The organism is Winogradskyella costae (genome assembly GCF_013403865.1).
GTDB lineage: Bacteria > Bacteroidota > Bacteroidia > Flavobacteriales > Flavobacteriaceae > Winogradskyella > Winogradskyella costae.
In genome coordinates, this window is record NZ_JABFDK010000003.1 from 1 (window position 1) to 24,585 (window position 24,585).

Annotated in this window: 22 protein-coding genes; 2 read left to right on the forward strand and 20 right to left on the reverse strand. The window is 32.6% G+C overall.

Annotated elements, in window-relative coordinates; genetic code table 11:
- Positions 1 to 201 precede the first annotated feature (201 nt).
- The 12 genes from HM986_RS08810 to HM986_RS08865 form a co-directional block, all read right to left on the reverse strand.
- Positions 202 to 1,413 carry a hypothetical protein gene (locus tag HM986_RS08810; protein ID WP_179334722.1) on the reverse strand — a complete coding sequence of 404 codons (1,212 nt, stop codon included), beginning with the start codon at positions 1,411 to 1,413 and terminating at the stop codon, positions 202 to 204.
- A gap of 84 nt (positions 1,414 to 1,497) precedes the next feature.
- Positions 1,498 to 2,493: a glycoside hydrolase family 26 protein gene (locus HM986_RS08815; RefSeq protein ID WP_246288485.1), complete on the reverse strand. Its 996-nt coding sequence runs from the start codon at positions 2,491 to 2,493 to the stop codon at positions 1,498 to 1,500.
- A gap of 304 nt (positions 2,494 to 2,797) precedes the next feature.
- Entirely contained in the window at positions 2,798 to 4,054 is a 1,257-nt protein-coding gene (locus tag HM986_RS08820; protein ID WP_246288486.1) for an aryl-sulfate sulfotransferase, read from the reverse strand.
- A gap of 207 nt (positions 4,055 to 4,261) precedes the next feature.
- Complete coding sequence (locus HM986_RS08825; protein ID WP_179334724.1) at positions 4,262 to 4,771, reverse strand: DUF6933 domain-containing protein; 510 nt, start codon at positions 4,769 to 4,771, stop codon at positions 4,262 to 4,264.
- Positions 4,772 to 5,121: 350 nt separating this feature from the next.
- Positions 5,122 to 6,249, reverse strand: coding sequence for a phosphatidylserine decarboxylase (locus tag HM986_RS08830; protein ID WP_179334725.1), 1,128 nt, complete (start codon positions 6,247 to 6,249; stop codon positions 5,122 to 5,124).
- Positions 6,250 to 6,431: 182 nt separating this feature from the next.
- A complete protein-coding gene (mddA, locus tag HM986_RS08835) occupies positions 6,432 to 7,163 on the reverse strand; it encodes a methanethiol S-methyltransferase (RefSeq protein ID WP_179334726.1) in 732 nt (243 codons plus the stop codon).
- 107 nt (positions 7,164 to 7,270) lie between these two features.
- Positions 7,271 to 8,458: an alpha/beta fold hydrolase gene (locus HM986_RS08840; RefSeq protein WP_179334727.1), complete on the reverse strand. Its 1,188-nt coding sequence runs from the start codon at positions 8,456 to 8,458 to the stop codon at positions 7,271 to 7,273.
- A gap of 242 nt (positions 8,459 to 8,700) precedes the next feature.
- Entirely contained in the window at positions 8,701 to 9,099 is a 399-nt protein-coding gene (locus tag HM986_RS08845) for an Imm7 family immunity protein (protein WP_179334728.1), read from the reverse strand.
- A 173-nt stretch (positions 9,100 to 9,272) separates the two neighbouring features.
- Positions 9,273 to 9,827 (reverse strand): hypothetical protein, encoded by a 555-nt coding sequence (locus HM986_RS08850; RefSeq protein ID WP_179334729.1) that lies wholly within the window; start codon positions 9,825 to 9,827, stop codon positions 9,273 to 9,275.
- An 88-nt stretch (positions 9,828 to 9,915) separates the two neighbouring features.
- Positions 9,916 to 10,698: a hypothetical protein gene (locus tag HM986_RS08855; protein ID WP_179334730.1), complete on the reverse strand. Its 783-nt coding sequence runs from the start codon at positions 10,696 to 10,698 to the stop codon at positions 9,916 to 9,918.
- 56 nt (positions 10,699 to 10,754) lie between these two features.
- Positions 10,755 to 11,345: a hypothetical protein gene (locus tag HM986_RS08860; protein WP_179334731.1), complete on the reverse strand. Its 591-nt coding sequence runs from the start codon at positions 11,343 to 11,345 to the stop codon at positions 10,755 to 10,757.
- A 783-nt stretch (positions 11,346 to 12,128) separates the two neighbouring features.
- On the reverse strand, positions 12,129 to 12,470 hold the full coding sequence (locus tag HM986_RS08865; protein ID WP_179334732.1) for a hypothetical protein: 342 nt from the start codon (positions 12,468 to 12,470) through the stop codon (positions 12,129 to 12,131).
- Positions 12,471 to 12,516: 46 nt separating this feature from the next.
- On the opposite strand from HM986_RS08865, the gene HM986_RS08870 reads away from it, so the two are divergent.
- Positions 12,517 to 12,762: a hypothetical protein gene (locus HM986_RS08870; protein WP_179334733.1), complete on the forward strand. Its 246-nt coding sequence runs from the start codon at positions 12,517 to 12,519 to the stop codon at positions 12,760 to 12,762.
- Positions 12,763 to 12,929: 167 nt separating this feature from the next.
- Here HM986_RS08870 and HM986_RS08875 read toward each other — a convergent pair whose 3' ends face one another.
- From HM986_RS08875 to HM986_RS08910, 8 genes are all read right to left on the reverse strand, one after another.
- Positions 12,930 to 16,088, reverse strand: coding sequence for an SIR2 family protein (locus tag HM986_RS08875; protein ID WP_179334734.1), 3,159 nt, complete (start codon positions 16,086 to 16,088; stop codon positions 12,930 to 12,932).
- A gap of 154 nt (positions 16,089 to 16,242) precedes the next feature.
- A complete protein-coding gene (locus tag HM986_RS08880; RefSeq protein ID WP_179334735.1) occupies positions 16,243 to 16,962 on the reverse strand; it encodes a hypothetical protein in 720 nt (239 codons plus the stop codon).
- A gap of 212 nt (positions 16,963 to 17,174) precedes the next feature.
- The gene (locus HM986_RS08885) at positions 17,175 to 18,467 is read right to left on the reverse strand and encodes a hypothetical protein (RefSeq protein ID WP_179334736.1); all 1,293 of its coding nucleotides are present in this window, start codon (positions 18,465 to 18,467) and stop codon (positions 17,175 to 17,177) included.
- On the reverse strand, positions 18,455 to 18,889 hold the full coding sequence (locus tag HM986_RS08890; RefSeq protein ID WP_179334737.1) for a hypothetical protein: 435 nt from the start codon (positions 18,887 to 18,889) through the stop codon (positions 18,455 to 18,457). Before HM986_RS08890 ends, HM986_RS08885 begins: the two co-directional genes overlap by 13 nt.
- A gap of 168 nt (positions 18,890 to 19,057) precedes the next feature.
- Entirely contained in the window at positions 19,058 to 20,044 is a 987-nt protein-coding gene (locus tag HM986_RS08895) for a hypothetical protein (protein ID WP_179334738.1), read from the reverse strand.
- Positions 20,045 to 20,210: 166 nt separating this feature from the next.
- Positions 20,211 to 21,017, reverse strand: a complete 807-nt coding sequence (locus HM986_RS08900) for a hypothetical protein (protein WP_179334739.1) — start codon at positions 21,015 to 21,017, stop codon at positions 20,211 to 20,213.
- Positions 21,018 to 21,333: 316 nt separating this feature from the next.
- The gene (locus HM986_RS08905) at positions 21,334 to 22,338 is read right to left on the reverse strand and encodes an NAD-dependent epimerase/dehydratase family protein (protein WP_179334740.1); all 1,005 of its coding nucleotides are present in this window, start codon (positions 22,336 to 22,338) and stop codon (positions 21,334 to 21,336) included.
- 62 nt (positions 22,339 to 22,400) lie between these two features.
- Positions 22,401 to 22,970: a Crp/Fnr family transcriptional regulator gene (locus HM986_RS08910; protein WP_179334741.1), complete on the reverse strand. Its 570-nt coding sequence runs from the start codon at positions 22,968 to 22,970 to the stop codon at positions 22,401 to 22,403.
- A 510-nt stretch (positions 22,971 to 23,480) separates the two neighbouring features.
- Between HM986_RS08910 and HM986_RS08915 the strand changes: the two genes are divergently transcribed.
- Positions 23,481 to 24,539: a flavin monoamine oxidase family protein gene (locus HM986_RS08915; protein WP_179334742.1), complete on the forward strand. Its 1,059-nt coding sequence runs from the start codon at positions 23,481 to 23,483 to the stop codon at positions 24,537 to 24,539.
- The last annotated feature ends 46 nt before the right edge of the window (positions 24,540 to 24,585 follow it).

Consider the following 24,585-nt stretch of genomic DNA (forward strand, 5'->3'; position numbering starts at 1 on the left):
ACCATATGTGGTTCTTCAGCAATATGCAGCATAAAAAATAAAACTAAATATTACTAGGATTTGATCTTGGAATACGTATATGGTTTGTTGCGTGTTTAAGCAACTAATTTAGTAAACAAAAACGAACGCGAGAAAATTCCGAAGGAATTTTCCAAATAAGCAACGACCAAAGCAATTAATTATACACGGTGTTGTGTGTAGTTATTTTAGCCATCCACTTTCTTTAAATGACCTATATATTTGTTTTAAATTCTTTTCTTTTAATACATCTGAAATTCTTTCTGTTACTCCAAAAATACAGCCTTGACAAGTGTTGAGTTGTGTTTCAGATTTATTTAATATTCTCATTCGTGTAAACCAAAATTCAGGAATATCAATTTCATACTGGACTAGGTACTGTAGTCCAATATAACCATAAGTAGCAATTTCTGGATTTAATGATTGCAACCATTTTGCTAACTCACTAGAGTCATTTCTATTAATGAGGTCAAGCATTTCTTGGCATTTAATTGGTGGTGTTCCTGCAATTCCACAGAATGTCCCAAAAGTGTAAACATTAAAGTCTGTATTCTCTAATCTTGGGTTCTCTATTCTTTTAACTAGAGTTTTTTGTTCTTCATTGTCTATCAGTTCTAAATAGGCTAGCTTATTATTGTTTTCAATAATATTCAAGTCGTAAGAACTTCCAACAATTCTAATTTCTATGTTTTCCTGTGTCAGTCCATATTCAATTTTTCTTCTAAAAACTGTCTTTTTTTCAAGACCATATGGTTCTTCCTCTGTAATTTTCTCTTTACTCCAAAAACTGTCTAATTTCTGAAAGTTGAAACTGTCCGATTTAAGAATTGCTATCAAACTGTTTAATTTTTCTTTTACAGGTTCATCATTAAACTCGAAGTTTGTTCTTGAAGAAATTCCAAAATCGCCATCATTGTTTATTTCTATTTTGAATATTTTCTCTTCTGTATCATATCCTTTTGCATTTGGGTCTTTTTTGATATAGTAAGAAATTCCATTTTGAGTATTCCAAGCATAAGTCTTTGATGTGAAACAACCTTTGTCATTGTATGTATTCCAGACGTCTTTCATTGTACTTTCATTTAGTACAATTCCGTTTTCTGTTGTTGCTTTAAAAGGCGATTCAACTGAAATTGACCTAACAATTTGGTTTTTGTCATATGGGTCAATTTGAAAAGTTAATCCGATTTTGTTGTAACGATAGTTTGTTATCAAAGTCTTTTCGGATAAAGTATATTCAGTTCCATACATTTCAATAACATCCGAAATTTTGGATGAGTCAATCACAATAGATATTCCCTCAATTCCTTTATTCGGAATAAGTACATTTGTTTGTCCAAATAATGGATTAAAACAAAGTGTTAAAAGGATGATATTTATTGTCCTGAATGTCATTTTCATAATTACACACAACTCGTTATAAAACAGATTTTATAACCTATATCCCCTAAATTAAACAGGATATAAGCTGAACTATGTCTATTTTTTTATTTTTGTATTCCACAATCCATCTGAAGCATTTAAGTATTTTGATTTTTTTAGTTCTTCAATCCATTTTTGGGATACGTATGGACTAACTTGAATTCGGGAGTCTACCTTATTAAAGGTCGCATTAGTAATCCACATAGGCTGAGACGTCCAATCCGAATTTATATAACTAAAGGCTTTTATTACATCAGAATTTTCTTGTATAGTCTGGAAAAAAGGTATGAACCAGTCTTTCCATATTGTTTTTTCTAGTTTCACTTTTTTTAGATCCGAATCAAAGTATAAATTGTCTATTTGCCTTACCGGAGTTGCTTCTGAAATAAATACCGGCTTTTTATGTTTCCTTGCAAACACAATCATTTCTTTATCTGGTTGCCCAAAATAGGAATACGCACACCAATCTACTAAATCATCACCAGGATACCATTCTTCTAACACCTTTTGGTTAGAACCTGCTCCTTTAGATTGCCAGACAAAAGCAACATTATCTACTTGTTTAGCTTTGAGAATGGCATGTATTCTTTGCCACGCCTTAAGATAATGTTTCTTGTTATAATGATTCCAATCCCAACCATCAAATTCATAACCAATTCTTAAGAAAACAGGACGCTTAGTCGCTTTAATCCAATCCGCTAGCTCATTAATTAAATAGTCAAGTTTTCCTTTTGCAACACTTTTTTCATGATTAACCATAGATAGCCCTATTGCTAAAGCAGTATTTTGATACGTAGAATCTTGAAGGTAAAGATTAGCCCAAGAATCACCAGCACCCCAATTTACTTTTGTTTTTATCCCGTCTAACCCTTTGTTATAGTGGCCGTAAGATTCATTATTAGGAGATAAGTTGGTGTATATGGTTACTCCAGCAGGTGCATCAAAATAATCTGTGTACCCATTATTATAATCCTCTAAACCTCCGGTAGCCTCTAAATCTTGTCCGACAAAAACTAAACATTTACCATCTTCTGGTTCGAATTTTTGTGCCACTATTATACAGGTCGCACAAAGACATAGTAGTGTGAAAATTAACTTATTGGATGTCATGTTTTTTAGTTTAAATCAAAATTAGGCATAATGTATTAGAAACACATTAATCCTAATAGTATTTATAGTGGTTTAATGAGGAACACGATCTATGGTTCTTCTACACTATACAGCGTATTTGAATTTGATTTTGGACGTTGTTGTATCTGGTTTGCGCTGATAGGAATGGATTTGGATTTCTGTGCCATAAAAAAATGACTTTTACTAAGGTTTAAGTAAAAGTCATTTTTTGTAAGTACTTTGTTTTTTAATTCACTCCTAGAAACGAAAGTCGATCGTCATCTACAGGTATGGCGTAGACTCTCCAGAGGGTATCGTATCCGGCATATTTCCATAAGACTTCACCGCTATCGGACACTTCCCAAACGATGCCGTCTCTACCTTCTGCAATAAGTGTATTTCCGTTTGGTGTACGTACGGCTCCTCCTAATCCAGCGCTGTATAGTTCTGAATCGGTGAATGACCATACCAGTTCAGGTTCGTTATCTTCACCTGCAACAAGTTGATATGGTGGATTTAATTGGTATTCAAAAACCGCTGATTGGTTATCGTAAATGTTGTTAGAAAACACTAACATGTTTCCTGTATCTAACAAATTAGGATAATGGACATCGTTTATGGTGACGTCTCCTACATTATCGTAAGCTAAAGGGTTACCAAAACGGTACACTAAATCTCCGCCTAAATTATAGTTTCCGCCCGTACTTGTTGCTGCTTGCGCTGTTGTTGTGCTGTGGTCAATCACCCAAATCTCGCTATAGTTATTAATTGTTACATAGATAATATTATTAGTTTCATCTATAGTAATACCATTCATGTGCATGATATCTCCATTGGCTTGCGCGCTGTTGTAGTTGATATCTATTTTATTAGGATTGTCTTGTACGGTACCATAATTAAGTTTGGTGCTGTCATGATCTTGTATTAAATGATCTGTAACATGCCACTCCCAAACAATTTCTTGGGTTACAGGATTCATTTCTATGATTGCTTCAGGATAAATGTCTTGACTACCTGAAAACCCCATTTCGGTTGCATCACTTACTAGAAGCTGTTCCCATACTGGGAATATAATATTGCCATTCGCTAAGTATTCTACATCATGATGGGCTGTTTGTGTGGTGGTGCTATAAGACACTTCCCAATCTGTTGTTTGGTCAGCATTTATTTTTTGAAACACACCACCATACCCTCCAAAGGTAATGGCCGCATCGCTGGCTTTTAGACACACTAACATACTACCGTCATCTAATAGACTGGCATCATTGCCTATTGCGGCATCAAAGTCCCAACTAAATATTTCGTCACCATCGTGATTAATTATATCTGCACCTTGCCCTGTTTGGTCTACTACCAAAATATAGGTAGAGGTGTCTGTTCCTGTTGTGGTATCGGTATCGCTACTTTCAATATCATCATCATTACATGCTGTAAAAAGTGCCATAACGGCTAATAATACTAAAGACGTAATGCTAGTTGAATTCATTTTCAATGTGTTTTTCATAGTATCTATTTTTTATCTCTTTAGATGCCATTTCTAATAAAAACATGCGCTTGGTTATGATAGTTATAGGGGTTTGTGTTGTAGTTGGTTGTGAATTAATAGGTTGTGTGGGTGTGGATGGCTGGTTTATAACCTGCCGATGGAATAGGAAATCTGTGTGGATGTTCTGAGTAGGTTAGGAGTTGGAATGGATTATATATAGTTTTACTAACGGGCTTTTTCTATAATTTCACTCATTATTTTTTTGGGGTGATTCCAATTCAACTGTTTAAAAGGTGTCAAATTCAATTTCTCTGTTAATTCTCTAATCACAGAAGAATTAAAAGCATCATAGTCATATTTAAGGTAGTCTATCTTTGAAATATTATAGTTGATGATTCCAGTTATTTTTTTATCGTTATCAGTCGCGTAGAATTTCAACTCTCCAACATTATCAGCAAGAAATTCTGCATCAGTCTTAATTTTTTCAAAATCTAATTGTGCGTAAAAATTTTCAAGGAAATATAAATGAATTTTATCTAGTTCAGTCGTTGAAAACCTCGGAATAATAACAGAATAGAAACTTTTAGAATTAACAAAAATCAAACATTTTTTTCTTGCAATATATAATACAGAAGCATTCCATTTACCAAAAATATTTTCAATATTCAGCGTTTTATCTTCAATTCTTTTTTTTATTAACTTTTCTAGTTTTTTTGTGGTAAATATTTCTGTCATCAGCTTGTGTGTGAATTTGTTGTATGTGGTTTGCTTTGTCTGTTCGCTGCACTTGGATGAGTGTGGTTTACGCAACTAATTTAGTGAATAAAAATGGAATAGGAAATCGTTTAGGGTTTTTGGAAGTGGGCTAGTACTAGTAATTAATTTTACCCAATGTTGGGCATAGTTTTTTATTCGTAATACATTTTAAATTTCTCAAAAGTTTCTTGTTCTAGAATATTTATTGTCATTAGATATATTCCATCATCATTTGCTAAAAATTGATAATATTGTTATTTCCTTTTGCACTAAAATCTGACCTTGTTTCATTGTTGCTTTCCACAAAGATTAATACAAATTTTGTTGCATTATTTCTGTTTAGATAAAAGCCCTAAGCGCTCACCCGTTAAAATGTGCTTATATGAATTGCCATGTTTTTGCATGGGAGAATCTAAAGTAAAAGTTACACCTTCCTGAAAAATCATTATGAAATCCGATCCACCAAAAGCAAAATGACCGAGCATATCACCTTTATTTACGGCTGTTCCAGGAGTTACATTTTCTTCGAAATTCACAGAACCAACGGCTATCATCCCAATAGGCATTAGCGCGACTAGTCCATATTTAATAGTTTCTAGTATAACACATCCTCTGGTCTCTAAGGTTTGCCATCCCGTTTTCGCACTTGGATTAAATGCATATCTGTTGTTTATTTGGTTCCACGAAAGATGTCCGCCAGTAGGATTGATACCTTGAATTATCCTGACTTCTTTTATTGTTCCACTTAGAGGAAAGTGATACCTATGATAGTCATTGACATTCAGGAAAGAATGCGTAAACGTGCCGTTGACAAATGCGTCTGTGTACTCACTATCATCACCAATAAGTTTTGCTATAGATTTGAGAGTAGCAGACTTTACAGGAACTCCTTCTTTTTCTATCAGATTCGAGGTGATATCAATTCCCCATACTCCCTGTGGTTCTGAGTCTGCAAATGATACTACTACAGCATCTAAATCTGGACTTGCTACTGGCCGCATCTCAGGAGATTTCAAGTATCTGGCAAAGAATTGGTTGAAAGTTTTCCAATTTGAAGGATCTTCATACCATCCATTTTGTAGACCGAAATTAGTATCGTTAAATGCCATTTGATGATACACTTCATTCCAAGAATCTTCAGTGTCTAAGTAGTCGCCCCATGATTTGCTGAAAGTAACCAACCATTGGGCAAACGGTTCGTAATACTGTAAGGAGTTATTTACCAAACCCTTCTCTTCTAACTCTGGGAGTGGCTGATCAATTAGGAAATAAAAAGCGCATAATCCTTGAACGATATTGTCAAATATTTCAGGATATGCTTCTTTCTTGATAATTGCCCATGGCACTGTGGTTTCTGTCCATGTTATAAAATGATAGTAGTCTTCAAGGGTTTGAGCTGGGTTTGTATTCCTGTCTGGATTGATCTCTTTTGCTTGTAATAATGAAGACTCCAACATTGATTTTAGTGCTGGGTCACTTTCTAAAATAGTAATGAGTTGTTTTGTCGCTTTTCCGTATCCGACTTCTTTTTTTTGAGAATCACAGGAAATAATTCCAATAGGCATAAGTAATATGAGTGTTAGATTTTGAAATTGTTTTATAATAAATAAATGTTTGTCTTATCGTTATATTTATAGAATTATTTTTTTGTAAACGGAATTATCATAGGAACTTCTTTTTGATATATTTCATATGCTTCTCCAATATGTTTACGAAGATCTTTTTCTTCTAAATACTTTACAGCTATAAAAATGTAAAGTGTGGTTACACTACTAAACAATAAATGTCCCAATGTCATTACAGGTGTTGCCCAAAAAGCAATTAGAAAACCTAACATTATAGGATGTCTTACCAATTTATAGAAATAATTTGTTTGAAATTTTGGATGTGGAGTTTGCTTGTTTTTTAGATTATCAAAGATTTGCCTAAGACCGAAAAGCTCAAAATGATTAATCATAAATGTAGAAAGAAATACAATAAGCCAGCCTAAAAAGAATATTCCTGTTAAAATGGTAAAGCCAATTTTATTTTCCACATTCCAAACTACAGTTGTTATTGGTTGCCATTGCCAGTAAATTAAAATTAATGCCAAACTTGATAGTAGAATATAAGTGCTTCGTTCAATAGCTTGGTTAAAAATAGAGTTAAACCATTCTTTAAATTTTGGTCTTGCCATAATACTATGTTGTAATGCAAATACACTTAGTACTGCAAGATTGATTAATATGGCATTAATTAATGAAGGTTCTGTTCCAGAATCTATTGTTTTTGGAAGATATATATTACCTACAAACCCAATAGCGTAAAGAAAAGCAATAAGAAATATGATATATGCTATTGCTCCGTAAATTACTATAACTACTTTTTTCATTTCATTAGTTGTTTTGTTATGTAACAAAATTCAACTAAAAGAAACAACTTTGATTTGCTTAAAAATCCTAATAATGTGTTCTAAGGGCCAAATGATTCATCAGAAAATTATTTACCTCTATGTTTTGACTTGAATTGATTAGGAGATGACTTGAACTTTTCTTTAAATGATTGAATAAAATGAGAGTTATTCTTAAATCCACTCTCATAACATACTTGGTTTATGTTCAAGTCACTTTCAAGTAAAAGTGTTTTGGCGTAGTCTAGCCGTTTTGACTTTAACCATCTATATGGTGTAGTAGCGAATTGCTTTTTGAAATCTCTTTTAAATACCGTTAAACTTCGTCCACATAATTTAGCAAATTCTTCAACTTTAAGATTGTAAAGATAATTTTCAGACATTATAGTTTCTATCTTGATGTCCGTTTTCTGTTTTATTTTTAGAAATTCTGATTTGTTTGGACGCATTCCAGTAACAAATTCTTCAATCTCTGCTAAAACTGAATAGGTGTCACCTGTCCAAAAAAGATGGTCTTTGCCTGAGAATTCTACTAACTTAGAATTAGTGATTTTCTCCGCTAAATATCTACCTTCTTCTACAAGAATGTCTTTGTCACCTTTTCGAAAGAGTAATAAAGTAGGAGTTTTTATATCGCTTAAAACCTTAGTAACATCAATATGTGTGTTTTGACGCTGTAAATTTAATGCTGCGCCAGGACTTGCTCCTGAACGCAAGTAACTTGCCAGCCAATCCATAAAACCTTTGTCTTGAGCTAAGGAAGGCGCTAAAGTGCGCAATCCATTCATGTAACCATAAGCCCAATTATCTTCTATCATTCTATAAGACAACTCTCGTACTTCATCTGTGGGAGCCCAAGGATAATCTTGAGAATATCTACGTTTTGCAAAAATTCCAAATCCAATTATTCCTGAGGTTCGTTGAGGATAATTTATAGAAAATAAAAGACTAACAGATCCGCCTTCTGAATGGCTAAATAAAAATGCTTTCTTCGAATTAGTAGCATCTAATACAGCGTTTATGTCTTCCATTCTTCCATCCATAGTTGAATATTCATCCGAACGATCTGAAAGTCCAGTACCTCTTTTATCGAAAACAATCAATCTAGAGAATAATGTTAGCCTTGTTAAAAAACCAGCAAGTCTAGGTTCAGCCCACATCATGTCAATGTTTGAAACCCAACCTGGGATGTAAACTATGTCAACAGGACCATTACCCATAACTTGATACGCAATATTAAAATTTCCGCTTTTAGTATATTTTGTTTTGGGTTTCATTTTCAATAAAATCTATTTTTATTTTCTTGGAATGGTTTCTGAAAATTTACTTGTTGAGCCTTTTGGAAATTATGCTTAACGGTTTTCTGTATGGTTTACTTTATCTGTTTGCTGCGCTTGGATATTGCGTGGTTTACGCCACTAAATTAGTAAACAAATACGAATCAGAGAAAATTCCGAAGGAATATTCGCAAGTAGGGAAGAACATTGTAATTAACTGTACACGTTGTTGTTTGCAATTTTTATTCTTCAATTTCTGGATTCAATGGTGAAAGATAAATATCATCTAATTCAGCCACTTTTCCTTTTTTTATAGACCATACTTTAAATTTAGCCTCGTTTCCTCTTTCCGTATCTTCATCATCTTGCACATACATGATACCATAAGTACCTTTTGAAATTAGAGCTAACCATTTAAAAAAGTCAATTACGTGTTCAGTTACAGCCCGATGATTATGATTTACCATAATAGATAAATGATATGTTCCATTCAGACGTTTTAAAGAATAAAATTCATTGCTATAATCTAATTCGTTTATTTTTGATTCAATTTGCTTTATAGTCGCGTTCAAAAGTTCATTATCGTCATCTTCTTCTTTATAAGATTCTCGTATTACAGCCCAACCGTTAATTTCAATCATTTCGTTACGTTTTTCTTAAATTACATGCAACGTTTGTGTATAAGAACAGTAGGGCTGAAAATGAACTGTTACTATTCGGTTAAACACAAGCCAAATTTAAAAATTTGGCGCCCTCGCAAATGCGCCCGAACCATTCGGTATTGCTACAATTGCCCTATTGTTTTTATACGTTGTTAGCCATTCGGTTTTATCCGCGATGCTTTTCCATTCCAATTATTTTTTAGTAAAATCACACTAAAAAATGCGCTTAATATACCGCCAATCATTCCGCCCCAAATTGAGCCTCCAACCCAAGCATATTTTAGCATTTCAGTTTTATCAGTCGGAACGTTATAAAAATTTGATTGGTAAAAATCTGGGCTTAAAGTTGCAAGTAAAATTGCAATTATTCCTCCAATAATCCAACATAGAATTACCAATAGAATTATTTTTAAAAGCTGGTTAAAGGCAAATTTATATGTTCCCGTATTTTTTGTTATCAAACTGAAAGCACTTGTAAATATTATCGAAAAAATAACGCCATAAATTAATCCTTCAAAAATTCCTTGCGCAATACTCGCAAGCCAAATTTCATAAAAATCCCATCCCATAACATTTCTGAAATAGGTCGGACTTACAGCTCCATTTATAATATTTGTAACCGCTCCAATAAATCCGCCAAGGAATATGCAGCTAATTCCAACATATATAATTGTTAATAAATTTGATTGATTATTTTTCTGCGTCATATTTTTTTTTAACTGATGGCTAACTCGTTATAAAACAGATTTTATAACCCCTATCCCGTAAATTAAACAGGATATAAGTAAACTATGCCTAATTTTTGTTCATTAATTCTATTTGAAATTTAGTAGCCTCAAAAGCCATTTTTATGCCTTTGAGATTTACATGTGCTTTATTGGTTTCAATTAGGGTGTCTAAATAGTCTACTTGCTTTTTAAAATTGTTGGTATCTCTTTTAAAAATTTGATATTTTAATTGTATTAGTTGCGTGGTAATATTATCTAATAGATCGGTTTCTTTTAGTGCTTCGTCAATAGTGCTTTTAATTTGAGTATCGTTTTCTGTACGTTCGTCAAAGAGATAGGCATTTGCTAAATCGGACTTACTTAATGCAGTATAATCACTTTCTCCAGACATATCTTTTCTATAGGTCATTTTGTTATCATTGAGAAAATACCATCTTGTGTAGGAATCATTTTCCCTTTTGATGTCTTTTTCAAATTTCTGCTCTTTTGTACTCCAATTGGTAAAGGCAATTAAAAGTTCTGTGCCATCGTCTTTTTTTAATATGGCCATTTTAATTAAATAATTACTATCGCCAGGTTTTTCGATCTCAATTTCTAACGGCGTCTCTACAGAAACATATGCTTTTATGGCTTTAAGTATGGATGACACCTCCTTTGGACTTGCTGTTGGAAATAAGTTCTCTCTTAAGAACAAATCGATATATAAATAGTGCGTGAGATAGAAGTCATCCATTTTTAGGTAGTTGGCTTCTTTGAGGTGTTCGGACTTTATGTTAATGGTTTCAGATTGTGCGAACCCTATGCTGGTGGTTAATATGAGAAATAACGCTATTTGTATTGTTTTGTGCATGTTTTAAATTTTTGATATGAAGCCGATGCTATTTCTATTATAAGCGTATATTGCCCTTAGTGCTCACCAATAACCTCTCCTTCTTTGGCGTTGAGTTTTACGTCGCTTAGATAGCTTAAAATTTTGCCTTTGCCATCTACATTACCCACATATCCATATTCTGGTGAATAGTAGAGTAGGTATTCTTTATTTTTTCTTTTATCCTTATTGGTGAGTTGTTTACAGCGCACTTTAATACAGTTTTTGTATTTATTGGCTGGTGTTTTAAACTTTTGTTGGTTGGCAATCACTTCGTAGCTCCAGCTGTTATCATGTTCTAGCCACTGATCGCCCACTTTAGGGTTGACAGGGAGGATAATCGATTCTTCTAAGGTCTTTTTATTTATATGGTAGTAGTTTTCCGAGCCTTTTCTGTAATAGGTGGTATCTACAGTTCCCCAACCGTATTTTCTGTATCGTACATAGTATTCCTTGCCGCCAATTGTTTCTTTGTCGTTAGCAAACGATTCGAAATAATGGCTGTCACCATATTTGTAATATTTGGCGCTGCTTCCATCTTCAAACAAGGTGATGTAGCCTTTTAAGTCTTGATCCTTGAAAGCAACGAGCAGGACTGCTAGGATGAGGATGGCGGTTATTTTTTTCATTTGGGTTGGTTTTGGATGTGTTGCGTGTTTGAGGCTCTAATTTAGGAAATAATATTTGAATAGCTACGCTGTGAGGACTTTAGTAAATAGGCTAGAAGTCATATTACATTTGGAGGCCTGTATTATTTTATGTCAATTGCTTTTATGAGACTGGTTTTGTCTATTGTTGATTTTTTCAATGACCTCTCTGTGTCTGTATCTGGTTAGGATTAGGAATGGATTGTGCACCTCTTAAGGTAATAAGTCTGAATTACGCTTCTGGATATTGGTATTATTCGTCACTGCATGTTATCTATTATGCTATAAGCTTGTTTTAAGCATCTTATAAGCATGCTATAACCACGCTATAACCTGTATTAAAATATTTAGTATATTACTGTATTATAGGTGTTTAACTTAAAATATGATGTTATGGCACAACAGTGCGGAATTATCCCTATAGTAGGGACGTTACATGGTATTAATTTTAATTCCGTTAAGTTGTGCTACATTTGGTATTTTTTGTTGTCTCTTATTTTTAGATACGCCATTAGAGCTCTGGCTAATATTATAAACAGGGTAATCAAGATCCAAGTCATATTTTTATGTTATGTTTTTTAGATTGATTACGTATGGCTTTATCCAATGACAAGACGTCTTGCCTTTTGGTCTCCAGATGATTAAGCAACTTATTTAGTGAATGAAAATGGAATAGGGGATCAGTGTGGATTTACTTGGATAGGGTAGGGCTTAGAATACATTAGAATATTCTACATTTGCTATGTATCATTGTATACTATTTTATTATTTAGAATTACCTTTTATCGCTAAGATGAAATAGCCAAAAGCTGATAGCATTCCAGCAGAACCAAGTAATAAGCCTCCTAAATAGATATAACCTGAGTTCCCTTGCACAGATTTGATACCGACAAACAAGAATATAGTGCTTAATAAAAGGTAAACTATTCCTCTATTTATAGCCTCTTTTCTTATCATCGACCTCACCTTTAAGTAAGTGCTTTTAACCTGATCTTTGGGTAAATTAAAGCGTTTACTCGCTTTTTTAATGGTGAAACTCATCAGTTTGAGTTGTAACATTTCATTTTTAAGAAAAGCTTCTAAGTGATTGAGTTGTTTTGTACTCATGTGTTTATTTCGAGTGTTACAGATCTTAACTAAAAAAAGACATTAAATGATTTTATTTTATAATTTAAATCGAAGTTATTTAAGTTTTTTGAATTTAATTGATGAAACTAGACTAACTATTGATAAAGCTAGAAAAAACAATCCAAATATAATTATTGCAGGACCAGCTTCTTGCATGCTTATTGCTCCATTACTGCCTATGGCAATTAGAATCCAGATGATAAAAAAAGTAGATAAAACTATTCCTATAATTGATAATGCTTTCATGTTTTTATTTTTTGATAATATTTAATATAATTTAAGTAGACAATTACTGCCAAAAGTTTTGTTTATGGTTTGTTATGTGTTTTAGGCTTCAAATTTAATAAATAGAAGCTGAATATAAAATCTGTTTGGGTTTTCAGAAGTTGGCTAGAACTGGCAATAAAATAGATACGGTGTTGGCAAATGGCTTTTATCTTATATAAACAATCTATAATCATAAGTTCTACCCTCAAATCTAGCAAGTAACTTTCCAATTCTCGCAATCTTATTTGATGAGTCGATAGTTGAAGGAAGTTTTGAGTATAAATCTAATGAGTTCCAATTCATTTTAGTTAAGCTTAAAATTTCGGTCGAAATTAAGTCAATATTAGATTCTCCATAATGCTTAGTTATTTTTACTGGAGCAGGAATACTTCTTCCTCCAAGAAAATATTTCCAATTTGGTTGTCGAACAGAAGGTACAATTCCGTGGGTCCATAATAAAGCCGTATGTTTGTTAGTGACAATACAAGTTCCTCTTGAAATTGGAAACTTATCCACTTGTAGTTCTTTGTTATATACACTCATTGCTACAAAACGAGCATCAGGCTCAAAATTAATTTCAATAAGGTCTATTTTTTTGATTCCAGCTTTATGAAGACTAGCTTTAATTCCGTCTATTTCATCTTGTGTAAACTTTGTTCTTTTGTGTATAACTACTCTTTCAGGAAGTTTATCTAGTGATTCGTAAAATAACTCTCTAATTGAAACCCCAAATTGAAAAGCATCTTTAAATGATAAAAAAGGATTGTTTTGCTTATCAAGGAAATAGTTATCGATTTTAGATAACTTATATTTTAAACCCTGACCGTTTGAATCATAAATGTGACTACAACCAATAACAATTTCTGATTTATCTTTTATTTTAGAAAGACTAAATCCAATTCCAGCATATGCTGTATTTTTTTCCTGATTATTTAAAATCCAAGGTGTTCTTAATGATTTCACATAAAATGATAATGATAACCACCAATTAATCTGACAAGTTAAATTATCTTCTAATGTTTTCTCTCTAATTAATTGAGTCGCAATTCCTTTTGAAGCAGCAAATGCTTTTACATAATCGTGTAAGTCAAAACTTTCTTCTTTGTTTACAAAACTTTCAAAATTTTGCCATTCGTTTGGAATAAAAATAACGATAGTACTTTGACTTTGGGTATTCGCTATTTGTTCAATTTTTGAAGTTATAAGTCTAGCTAGTTTAATTGCATTCTCGTGTGCTTCAAGTTCATTTTCACCTCTAAAATCAATATCCAACCAACTCCCATCATTCTCAAAGTATGGAATGTTTAACGGAATATTATAAATTGATGTAAAGCCTGGGTAATCTATTAAGTAATCAGGGTTTTTATTGTCTGTTGAGTGTTTTGTTTGTAATTGGGAAAGAAAGGCATAAAACTTATTTGAATATTTTCCTCCACAAATAACAGATAAGTTTATTTCATTAGATAAGATTACTCCATTTAGATTAACATCATAAGGACGATTATTTACTAAACCTCTCATTGGATGGTAATCTTTGAATTCCATATCTGATGAAATGTTACGAAAAACAAGTTGTGGTTCTAAAAATTGAACACCTTTAAATTGAGTTTGTCTATTGTCGTATTCTTTTGGTTCGTAACCTCTAAATTTAGGGTCTAGAACATTTATTTCTCCAAAAGCAGTACTTGAAGATATTTGAAATTCAAGACCACTACCTGATTGAAGAGGGTATTCAAATTTTATTCTAGGTTTATTAAATAAAAGCTTATTCCAGTTTTCTAATATTTCGTCATACTTATTGTTATATAATTTCTCTAAGTTGTATTTACTAATAGTTAATTTTTCTGTTTTTGAAATTTCTAGGTCAGAGGTTAAATTTATTGTAGGTGTAAAAGTTAAGTAACCAAAACTTTTGTTTTTATCAAAGTAAAATGAAAGAAATAGTGCTTTATGAATTTTGATGCTTTTATATTCGCTTTCATTGGAAGTCAACCATATTTTATTTTTATTATTGGTGGAAATTCTTTTGTCATTAGCAAAATGCTTCAAAATTGCTTGCAGCATTAAAGATTTGAAAGCTGATACATTTTCGACATCAAACTTACTTATAGATTCTCTTTTAATATCACTTTTTAAAAGACCATTAAATGCCTTTGAAATATCGGTTAGTGTTCCTATGGCAAACACTTTTCTTTTAAAGGGTACTGCACAAATATTATTTGTTTGGCAAATGGTTTTTAAAAAACTCCAAGGTTTTTCATCCTTATAGTCAATTTCAAATTGAAATACTTCTTTTGGGAAAACAACAGGGTGTAAATTACTTTTAATATATTTTCCTGTATTTGAAAAATCTAAATGAAACTCTGTTTTTAAATACTCTTGATTTTCAGAGCTCTCAAGTGCATTTTGAATTTCTTGTGAAAGAGAATCATTATCCTCAAATGCTGATTTAGCTAAATGAATTATAGTCTTATCAAATCCGTCTGTTGTTACGTAATGAGCTTCTCTTCCAGAATCTCGAACAGTTCTAAGCAACTTAGCTACTTCGTCCGATATTTCACTTCCATAACCACACCAATACAATCTTCCAGCCCCTTTTCGAGTAAAAGCTTTTGTTAATGCGTCCATTAAAGATTTATCTCTTCCACTATAACCAGTAATTATCAAATTTTTATCTAGATGATAATTAGATAGATTTTCAATAAACACTTCATTTTGTGAATCTAACTCTTCTACTGTGTTTTTTAATGAACTGAATTTATAATCACCGTGAAGAGCGATTGCAAGAAGTTCTTTGTTGCTTTGATTCCGATAGATTCTGTCTACATTATCTAGATTTATTTCTATTGGTGTCAGCTTGTTCTGATGAGCTGAGCGAACAATAAGTCCGTCAAAATTAGTAGTCCAAACAGACTTGATGATATTATGCTCTGCAAGTAAGCATAATAGTTTATATCCAATATATGGCTCTTTATTTTCTATTAGACTTAAAAAGTATTTTCTTCTATCATCACTAATTGGATATGCTTTTTCTGCAAAAAAGGAATATTCTTCATTAGAGTCTAATTCAGGATATTCTCCTTGACTATCCAGCCATTTTTGTATGCTTTTTCTAACAGAATCCTCTTTGTAATTTTTATAATAATCAGATGCGTTTATATTCTTAGAGAGATAAATGTCTTTTTTCCATTCCCAAATACAGTCATATGCAGATTGAATTCCTGAACTTATTGAAGCACCAGCTCCTAACAAGATTGAATGAGGAACATCAGTATTTCTTTTAAATGATCTTAAAAAAGCATCATAATCTAGTCTTAAATCTTCTGTCATTCAGTTTTTTTTGCTTTTAGGTAATGTTTTTTGAATATAGCTAATTTGTCTTTTATGCTTGAGTTAATAAATAAAAACCGAATAGAAAATCCGCGAGGATTTTTGTAAGTAGGCGAGGACTAGCCATTAATTATACACGGTGTTGAATACAGTATTACTTCAATTCTTTTAATTTCTTAATTAAAATGCCTATATGATTACTGTCCATTCTTTTCAACATTCTAGAAGCAATGTTTTCTATTCGATTTTCGTCAAATTCATAAAGGTGTGAAAATATTTTTTCTTTTAGGTCCGAAATAAAACCATATCGCAAGTCTTTAACTCTTTTGTGAAATTGCATAAGTTCAAGATAACTCAACTTTTCCTCATTTTTAAATTCTAATATTTGCTTTAAGTCGTTTGGAATTTGTACAATTTTACTGTGTTTAATATGATTATTAACTTTTCTTAAATCGTTGATATCATTATAACTTTTTACTTCAGAAAATTTAATTCCTTTATCCTTTAAGATAGGCTTTAAGTTATTAAATGAGCGAAAATCTTTTTCTTCAAAGTCTAATGAAGCCTTCAATAATCTTTTTAAAATTAGTTCAAATTCTTTGTAGTCATTTACAATAATCATCTCATAAATTGACAACAATCTATCTTGAATAGAAAAAATTTCATCTTCAATGTAGGGGACATTTGAAAATTCACCTTTGTCTTCTTTCTCAATTTCTTCAGTATATTCTTTTGTAACTGTTTTGAATTCAGCATGAAGTTTTTCTATAGCACTTTCAAGTAAATTTTCAAGGTTTGGGTACTCATACTCTTCTAAATATGAATACAACCCTATTTTATTCAATTCTCTTGTGTCATGAATGTTTTCTTCCATATTGTATACAACGTCTCCGTATATGAAAAGTAGCGTATAAATAAACTCTAACTTTTCGGATTATACACGAGCCTAATTTTTAGATTTTTCTTTTTCTCTTTATTTTACTAAAAGCCAAATTTAAAGTTTGGCGGTCTTCGAAAATACACTATAACCTTTCGAAAATCCTATATTAGCTATGTTTTATATACATTGTTGGTGCCAGTTTTTTATCAGAATGGCAAGTCTAAATCATCAAATAGAGTTTCATTTGTATCGTCAAAATAACTACCTCTAGGTGTTCTTTTCGATTTTTCATTTTTAAATTGAATTCCTATCGTTTTTTCCTCTTGTGATAAAAAATAATCTTGATTAAATGAATAAATTTGAATACAGTCATCAAGAATTACGTGCAAATGATTCTCGTAATTCATAGACCTTGGATAAACTCTCCAACGTGTAATTGGTCCTGGAATGGTGATAATTTGGTTATCGCTTAATATTACGATTAGTGCATTTTCACATTCCACAATATTCCCAAAATAAGCACTTCCTCCATTTGTAACTTTTCCTTTCCAAGCGTGTAAATTGAATGAAGTTAGTTTTTCAAATTTTTGCTCTCCTTTTTCTTCATTTGCGTAATTATTATACTTGATTATTTCAAATCCACCATTTTTAGCTTTATATAATTTATCGGCTATTCCCCAACTCACAAAGTGTTGTTTGGATTTGGTTTTAAACAGATTTCGGTCAGTAAGTTTAGTTTCAAAATTTCTGGTAACATCCATTTGACCAGTAATTTGAAGCTTTGCATCCCATTTAAAGGTTGCTAAAAAAGAATCTTTTACAAGTGATGAATTATAAATGTTCATATACGAATAATTCGAAAATGAAGAATGTTCATTACTTACTTGATATATAGGTTTTTTGCTCTCTACTTTTTTTAAGTTCTCTGGTTGAGCTCTCGAAGTGTTAAGTTCAAATAAACCTTCGTCTCCACCTGATAAAGCTATTTGAGGATATTTGTTGGCTTTTATTGACAGTAAATTACAATCCCAAAGCTTTGCTGGTCTTGAACTTACTAAATACTTTTCAGATTTCCCTCTATGGGCAGAACTTGAAAACAAACCTTTTTCGTGAATAAAGTATAACTTGTTACTGTAAATTTCTGTGTCTGTCGGTAAAATACCTGTTGGTGTGTCTTGTTCTCCAATTAAAAATTTAGTTAACTTTTTCTGACTGATTTCATAGGTCTTATCTTCAACTCGTTTAAATTTCTTTAATAACAGTTTTTTGAAATCCTTGTCTTTGAATAATTCTATTAATGATGATTTATATAAATAATTACCATCTAAAAAACTAAAAGTTAATGCAATTTTATCCGTCTCTTTCTTGATTAGACTTTGAATAATAGATGTCCAATCGTAGACTTTGAGACTTCCGTCAAAGCCCCATAGATATAACCTGCCACGATAAATTTGGCAGTCATAATAATCTCCTTTTATGCTTATCTTTAAAGGTTGCACGATTGTCCTCTTCTTATTTTATTCATTTTTGCTTTTGTCATATATCCTTGGTCAACCCAGCTTTTTAGTACGAATGTTGGCGGTCTATCTTGTGACCTTCTTAAATAATCCGCTGGATATCCGTGCCAAATGTCATTTGTACTTCCGTCAACAAATTTGGCGATTTTTAAAAGTTCATTCTCATAGTTATGACCAATATACTGTAAAACTGAATCAATCACTTTTAAACCCCAGCCATAATTACTTTCAATCCATTCGGAAGTTTTGGTTTGAGTAAAACATTCAACTTCATCCTCAAAATCTATTGTCCAAACAGTTTTGTTCGGATTTCCAGTTGCTCTATGTTGTGAAGAAATTATATAAGTTGTAGTCAACTCCTCTTTAAGCTCGATTTCTATTTCAGTATCTGTTATATATGGCATTCTTTATGTTTCTTCAAATTGGTGCTAACGTTTATGTATAAGAATAGTTGCGGGTTTGTATGCGAGGATTTTCCGAAGGAAAATCAGACGTTACAAACACGCAACTACCCTTTGATTAAGCACTAAACCGCAATTATTTTTATACGGTGTTAGCAAACGTTTTTTATTTCAGTTTAAGAATTTAAAATTCAGATTATTTCCGTCAATTAATAAAATTCCATCCTTTTCGGTTTCTACAACCTTAAAAGTAAGTAGTTTTCCGTCTTCTAGTTGTTGATTGAATTGAGGATAAAATTTAAAATCAAAAGTATAGATTGGTTTCATTTTACCATTTTCAATTTCAGCGATATAAGTTCCGTTATCATCATTGTAAAGATGAACTAAATTGCTATTAGAAACAAATGAAGTAGGAATGTAAAAACCCATTGTATCGAGAACTTTTTCTACTCCTTTTTGATTTTCACTTCCAAAACGACTTTTAAAATCCCATTTTGATTTTTCGAGATTTCTTGGGTCAGAAATTTTATTGACACTTGCGAACCCTATCATATGGCCCATGTAATTTGTAACAAAGTATTCAGTTCCTATTTTATTTACAACGATTGGACAAGTTGATGAACCTTCAAATAGTTCATTTGTTTTTTTGTCTTGAAAGAATACTGTTCCTCCCCATTCTCCACGACAAGTTGAATAAACATTAAATAGTTCGTCTTCGTACGTTTTAAAGGCTCTTGTTTCGGTTGATTGAAAATCCGTAACATCTTTCCCTAAAACAAAATTTTCCTCATCAAATTGTGCTCTTTGTAGAAATAGACTATCATTTTCTATTCTTATATTATAGTAAATCATATCCTGTATTCCTTCAGGAATGAAGACGTCCTCAACAAAAGCTCCCTTTTTGTCAAGTACAATCATTTTCTTTGAGTCGTTTGATGTGTTTTCTTGATTTGTTTCAAACATACAATAATACTTGCCATTAAAGTATGTTACTTTTCTTAAGTCTCCATTTATTGTAAAATCAAAAGTGTCTTTTTTAATTGCAAATTCTGAATTTGAGTTTTTTATGTCGTTAGCTTCTGATATTTTCTTACTTCGGTTTTTTCCACAAGATGAAATTAGGAAAGTAATTAATAATGTCAGAAGTAAGTTTTTCATTTAGTTACAATGTTTTTTCAAATGTTTGCTAACGTGTTTGTATATGGTTTGTTGCGTGTTTAAGTACCTAATTTAGCAAATAAAAACCGAATAGAAAATCCGCGAGGATTTTCGTAAGTAGGCTAGAACTAGCAATAAATTATATACGGTGTTAGCCATTGTTATTTTATTCAAATTCAATGTTCCAATTATTTCTCAATGATTGTAATTTAGGAACAACACAAGATTTTTCCTCATTTTCAATCGAAACGAAAATTGGAACAAAATCACCTTTCTTTTTATCGCTCATAATCGAAAAATCAGTTGTAAATGATTCTCCAATAATCTTTTTTCCGCTCAATGTTTGATATTCATAGTGCACAATAATTCCTTGTCCAGCGTTAGATACAGGAAGTCCAGATTTAGGCATCATAGAAACGATTTTTCCTTTAAGCACTTTTCCAAATTTGTAGAGTTTTACTTCTTTTTTCAATTTTCGAATTGAATAAATTAGAAAAGGTAATCCAATAATCAGAAATGGAATAGGAAATAGTAATAAGAAACCTGATTCAAAATCATATGGTTTTAAGTCTTTCAATATCGAATTTCCATTAAGTTCTTTAATTTGTATACTGTTTCCAATTTCTAATTTTTCTATTTTTCTTTCTTCAAGAACTTTATATTTTGATTCAGTTTCTTTTCCATTTTCTGAATATTTGTATGATATAATTGTTGGATGAACGCTATTAATAGTAACATTATACTGTGTTTCAATATCTGTTATTTCGGCTGTAATTTGTTTTCCTTTAGAATTTATTAATTCATAATCAACTTTTGGTGTTTCATTTCCAAGTGATGAAAATATTATTAATAAAATTGTAGCAATAAATAATGGAAAAACAGTGAAACCAAATCCAAAAATTATTGAAATTGGTTTCTTTTTCAAGATATTAATTATAGTAGAAAATTTTACCTTTCTTGGTGTATTATTCATTCGTGAGTTTCGTTTTTCTAATAATGGCTAACTCGTTATATAATAACTTTTATCACTCATATCCCACAAATTAGTCAGGTAATAAGAAGTGTTTTAAATATTTAAAGTCATGAGTCCCAAAGTTAATTCTATTTCTTATAAAACCTATACGTAAAGTTACGTATAGATCCTCTTTATCAAAAGCCAAGTTAAAACCTTCTATTCTAAATCACTTACGGTAAACCGTAATCGCAAAAACTAAAGTGAAAAATGCAAAAACCACCAAGCTTTTGCCAAGTGGTTTTATATTCCTATATATTATAACTATGTATTACATCTACTGCACTTTCCAGTCCATTTTTAAGTAGGTCAGTGCCTCTTCTAAAGCTTGTTTTGATGGTTTAGGATTAAAGTTGAGTTCTTTTTTAGATTTACTAATGTCGTAATCTTGTTTTAGTCCATAAAACATATCTAAATAATGCCGTTGTAATAAGGGTTCTTTTCCTGTGAGTTTACTGCTGCACTCCATGAGACCTGCAACGGTGTACAGTAGGCATTTGGGTACTTTTTTAGGGGTTTTTAATTGTAATCCTGGGTACAGCTTTGCGGCTATGTTTACACTGTCTTGTAAGGTGGTGTGTGTTGGGTTAGAGAGGATATAGCGTTCTTGGTCTTTGCCTTTTAGCATGGCTTGGTAAGCGCCAAACGCCACATCTTTTACATCTACCCAGTTTAAGGTGACGTTGGTATCTACTGGGATTTCACCTTTTAAAATTTGATAGACTAAGTTGTTAGAATAACTGAGTTTGTGGGCGTGGCTGCCAATCATTGCCGATGGTAAAATGAGAACGGTTCTGATGTTGTATGTTTTACCTAAGGCTAAAGCCAGTTTATCAGAATCGTTCTTAGAATTGTAATACCAGTTTCTTCGGTCTGTATTATAGCCATTATCTACGTTGGCTGGTAAGGTGTTAAAGTCTAAAGCTGCCACAGAACTTACATAGACGATGTTTTTAATGCCACATGCTTTGGCGCTATCGAATAGGTTTTGGGTGCCTTTTAGGTTGTTGTCGTAAATCTCTGTTTTTGGATCTTTGGCCCACATGCTAAAGTTGGCGGCCACGGCATAGATGTGCGTGACGTCTATACATGCTTTTCTTAGGGCTGCTTTGTCTAGAAGATCTGCTTGTACCACCTCGACATCTAAACCTTTAAAAGGTGCGGTGTTATTTAAATCTCTAACGGTTGTTCTTACGTTTTGGTTTTTGGATAGCAACAAACGGATTAGATTGTTTGCTAAATGGCCATTGCCACCGGTTACTAAGGCTAAGTCTTTACTCATCACTATTGTTTTTTTGTTTTCGTAAAGGTCTGCCGTAATGCCGCGTTGAAAAATAACAAATGTTAGATAGTGATCTGTTTTCTAATCCGGCTTAAGGATTGCGGTTCCATCCCTAAGAAGGAGGCGATATTGTCTACAGAGACGTTTAGGGCTAGGTTAGGCTGTTGTGTTATAAACTTTAGATAGCGTTCTTTTGCTGATAATACCTGGAAATCTTTGACCCGTTCTATTTTACAATTAAGGTGCGCGTTGGTGACTGTTTTTATAAAGTTGCTCCAAAAGGTGGATTGCACTTGGATCAGCTCGAAATCTGGTTTAGAGATTTTAAGCAATTTACAGTCGGTAATGGTTTCGTAATAGTCAGGTGCTGGAGTTTCACTCATAAAACTCTCTAGGGAGGTGAAGAAATCGTGCTCGGCGACTAAATGTTGTACTACAATTTTACCATCTACATTTTGATAGCCCTTTACAATGCCTTCACTTAGAAAATACACATAGCGTTCTGTTTTTCCGGCTTCTAAGAGTAGGGTGTTGGCTGGTACATTTTGGGAGGTAAAATAGGTTTCCACTAGACGGCTATCGGTTTGGGATATGTTACATCGTGATTGGATATAGTGGTGTAAGTTTTTCATGGGTGTGTTTTTAATCAACGTAGCTGTTTTACGAAGATAGCTGAAAATTTTAGCCTATGAAACTGTAAGAATCGCAACAACTATTTTGTTTATGCAGCGTGGTTTGAATAGGTTTATTGTTATAGTCTTTGTCTTCTGTGAATTGCTTTAGGTGTTTGATTGCAGGTCGTTTCTTTGTTGATGGTGTTTTGTGTTATTAAGAGGTTTCGACTTACGTTGTAAGCTATCTTCGCACTAAATATATTTTGATCTCGTTAATGCTCAACCGGACAAATAGGTTTCGACTGCGCTCAACCAGACAGCTGTGTGTTATTAAGAGATTTCGACTTATGTTGTAAGCTATCTTCGCACAACATATATTTTGATCTTGCTAATGCTCAACCGGACAAATAGGTTTAGACTGTGTTCAACCTGACATTTTTAAAATATAAGGTTTAGGTTGCTTATCACTAGACGTTCATTCAGAAAAATTATTGGCGGTTTGCCGTTAACTTATCTATCTTTGATAGCATGAATAAAAGCATCGTTATCATAGGAGCAGGGCTTTCGGGCTTATATTTAGGGTATCTCCTTAAAAAAGCAGGTTTTACCATTAAAATAGTAGAAGCAAATGATCGCATTGGTGGCCGTATTTTTACAAAGAAGACCCATGACACTTCTGTGGAATTAGGTGCCACTTGGCTTTGGAAGTATAACAAGGATTTAATGGCGTTGTGCCAAGATTTAAAGCTGACTTTATTTGAGCAAGCTATGGCTGGCGAGGCTTTGTTTGAAGCCACAGAAGCAGCTAATGTGGAACGTTTTAAGCTTCCTGCGCATCAGGAAATAAGTTATAGAATTGCAGGAGGTACGGCAGCGCTATTAGAGCAATTAGCGGCTCATTTTTCTGAAGACGAACTTCTACTGAATGCCACCGTAAATACCATTCAGGAGCAGGATAACGCCATTGAAGTTATTACGGAACATTCTACATTTATAGCTGATCGGGTGGTGTCTACAATACCGCCTCAGCTTTTAGTGCATTCTATTCATTTTCCTGTAGCATTAGATACAGATCTTGTAGAGGTGGCTAACCACTGCCATACTTGGATGAAAGATTCTATAAAATTTGCAATCGTTTATAACACTCCCTTCTGGAAAAAGAAAGGCTTATCTGGCACTGGTTTTAGTCATGTTGGTCCGTTTACAGAAATTTACGATCATTCTGATTTTGCTAATAAAAGGTTTGCCCTCATGGGGTTTTTGAATGGGAACTTAGCTACTGAAACCAAAGCTCAAAGGGAATTGCTGGTTAAAACCCAGCTCTTAAAGTTTTTTGGAGACGCTGGCGACAACTACTTGTCTTATGAAGAGAAGGTATGGAGTCAAGAGCCACTAACGACTACAGCAACTGATACGTATTTAACTCCGCATGCCAATAATGGTCATCCTATTTTTCAAAAGACGTATTTGAATGGTAAATTTATAGTTGCTGGTTCTGAAACGTCCCCAAGTTATGGAGGTTATATGGAAGGAGCTATTTATAGAGGGCATCAAATAGCGCTTCAATTAGAACAACAGTTTCTATAAACTAAAAAATCTCAAGCTTTCACTTGAGATTTTAGGATATTCTTTA

Bases quoted from the DNA above. Each gene is read 5' to 3' on its own strand.
- HM986_RS08855 (WP_179334730.1), bottom strand. From the start codon at position 10,698: ATGCACAAAACAATACAAATAGCGTTATTTCTCATATTAACCACCAGC.
- HM986_RS08900 (WP_179334739.1), bottom strand. From the start codon at position 21,017: ATGAATAATACACCAAGAAAGGTAAAATTTTCTACTATAATTAATATC.
- HM986_RS08840 (WP_179334727.1), bottom strand. From the start codon at position 8,458: ATGAAACCCAAAACAAAATATACTAAAAGCGGAAATTTTAATATTGCG.
- HM986_RS08910 (WP_179334741.1), bottom strand. From the start codon at position 22,970: ATGAAAAACTTACACCACTATATCCAATCACGATGTAACATATCCCAA.
- HM986_RS08825 (WP_179334724.1), bottom strand. From the start codon at position 4,771: ATGACAGAAATATTTACCACAAAAAAACTAGAAAAGTTAATAAAAAAA.
- HM986_RS08830 (WP_179334725.1), bottom strand. From the start codon at position 6,249: ATGTTGGAGTCTTCATTATTACAAGCAAAAGAGATCAATCCAGACAGG.
- HM986_RS08850 (WP_179334729.1), bottom strand. From the start codon at position 9,827: ATGACGCAGAAAAATAATCAATCAAATTTATTAACAATTATATATGTT.
- HM986_RS08915 (WP_179334742.1), top strand. From the start codon at position 23,481: ATGAATAAAAGCATCGTTATCATAGGAGCAGGGCTTTCGGGCTTATAT.
- HM986_RS08845 (WP_179334728.1), bottom strand. From the start codon at position 9,099: ATGATTGAAATTAACGGTTGGGCTGTAATACGAGAATCTTATAAAGAA.
- HM986_RS08820 (WP_246288486.1), bottom strand. From the start codon at position 4,054: ATGAAAAACACATTGAAAATGAATTCAACTAGCATTACGTCTTTAGTA.
- HM986_RS08870 (WP_179334733.1), top strand. From the start codon at position 12,517: ATGATTTTATTTTATAATTTAAATCGAAGTTATTTAAGTTTTTTGAAT.
- HM986_RS08890 (WP_179334737.1), bottom strand. From the start codon at position 18,889: ATGCCATATATAACAGATACTGAAATAGAAATCGAGCTTAAAGAGGAG.
- HM986_RS08880 (WP_179334735.1), bottom strand. From the start codon at position 16,962: ATGGAAGAAAACATTCATGACACAAGAGAATTGAATAAAATAGGGTTG.
- HM986_RS08860 (WP_179334731.1), bottom strand. From the start codon at position 11,345: ATGAAAAAAATAACCGCCATCCTCATCCTAGCAGTCCTGCTCGTTGCT.
- HM986_RS08810 (WP_179334722.1), bottom strand. From the start codon at position 1,413: ATGACATTCAGGACAATAAATATCATCCTTTTAACACTTTGTTTTAAT.
- HM986_RS08905 (WP_179334740.1), bottom strand. From the start codon at position 22,338: ATGAGTAAAGACTTAGCCTTAGTAACCGGTGGCAATGGCCATTTAGCA.
- HM986_RS08895 (WP_179334738.1), bottom strand. From the start codon at position 20,044: ATGAAAAACTTACTTCTGACATTATTAATTACTTTCCTAATTTCATCT.
- HM986_RS08875 (WP_179334734.1), bottom strand. From the start codon at position 16,088: ATGACAGAAGATTTAAGACTAGATTATGATGCTTTTTTAAGATCATTT.
- HM986_RS08865 (WP_179334732.1), bottom strand. From the start codon at position 12,470: ATGAGTACAAAACAACTCAATCACTTAGAAGCTTTTCTTAAAAATGAA.
- mddA (WP_179334726.1), bottom strand. From the start codon at position 7,163: ATGAAAAAAGTAGTTATAGTAATTTACGGAGCAATAGCATATATCATA.